Genomic DNA, 1,082 nt, shown 5'->3' with positions numbered 1-1,082 from the left:
TGTCAATCGGCGTTCGACTGGGACCCCCTATCGGCATCCAAAAGGGACCCCTTTGATCGGCGTGCTCTGCTGGGAGCGCTCGGGTCGTCGGAGCTGGTCGGGGTTGCGGAGACGGCGCGAGCGCGGGTTGTTTGAACATCGTCGCGGCTTTTGAATCGCCAGCTGTCGTTGCCGGTCTCGACGATGTCGCAGTGATGGGTCAATCGGTCGAGTAGCGCGGTGGTCATTTTGGCATCGCCGAACACGCTCGGCCATTCGCCGAACGCGAGATTGGTGGTGACAATGATGGAGGTGCGTTCGTAGAGCCGGCTGATGAGATGGAACAGGAGCTGACCGCCGGATTGCGCGAACGGCAGATAGCCCAGCTCGTCGAGAACGATGAAGTCCATGCGGGTCAGATGCTCGGCGAGCCGTCCCTGCCGACCGTTGCGGGTTTCGGTCTCGAGCCGGTTGACGAGGTCGATGACGTTGTAGAAGCGTCCTCTAGCGCCATCGCGGATGCAACTTCTGGCGATGGCAATGGCCAAGTGTGTTTTGCCTGTACCGGTGCCGCCAACCAGCACGACGTTGCGTTGTTGGGCGATGAAGCCGCCGCCAGCGAGATCATTGACGAGAGTCTGATTGATCGGCGTGCCGTCAAACTGGAAGTCGGCGATGTCCTTGGCGAGCGGCAGCTTGGCAATGGTGAGCTGGTATTTGATCGACCTGGCTTGCTTCTCGTTGATCTCGGCGTTGAGCAGGTCGCCGACAATGCGCTGAGGCTCGTGCTGGCGCTTAACGGCAGTTGCCATGATCTCGTCGAAGGCAGCCTTCATGCCGTAGAGCTTGAGTTCGCCCATGAGGTCGAAGATTTGGGTTCGTTCCATCAGATGGTCCTCCGGAGGTTGTCGTAGCGGGCACAATCGGCGATCGGTGCATGACGGAGCGTCAGTGCGGCCGGCGTCATGATGTTGGCCGGTGGGGCAGGTTCACGTTGACGGGCCAGGATATTGAGAACGACATCGGCGGAATGGACGCTGTGACTGAGCGCTTCGGCACAGGCCGCTTCCACCGCGGACAGACCGTCAGTCAGCACCGCGTTG

1 protein-coding gene and 1 pseudogene are annotated in these 1,082 nt (G+C 60.8%); both read right to left on the bottom strand.

Going from position 1 to position 1,082, the window contains the following annotated elements:
• Positions 1–2: 2 nt before the first annotated feature.
• Positions 3–866: an IS21-like element helper ATPase IstB gene (gene istB, locus IVB01_RS35215; RefSeq protein WP_346659357.1), complete on the bottom strand. Its 864-nt coding sequence runs from the start codon at positions 864–866 to the stop codon at positions 3–5.
• Positions 775–1,082 (bottom strand): annotated as a pseudogene (locus IVB01_RS35210) (hypothetical protein); the annotation flags it as partial. The pseudogene IVB01_RS35210 and the gene istB, both read right to left, overlap by 92 nt.

The sequence above is a fragment of the Bradyrhizobium sp. 164 genome, assembly GCF_023073715.1.
Taxonomy (GTDB): Bacteria; Pseudomonadota; Alphaproteobacteria; order Rhizobiales; family Xanthobacteraceae; genus Bradyrhizobium.
This window is presented reverse-complemented; position numbering and strand designations above follow the sequence as displayed.

Coding starts and splice junctions, on each gene's coding strand:
- istB (WP_346659357.1), bottom strand. CDS start 866: ATGGAACGAACCCAAATCTTCGACCTCATGGGCGAACTCAAGCTCTAC.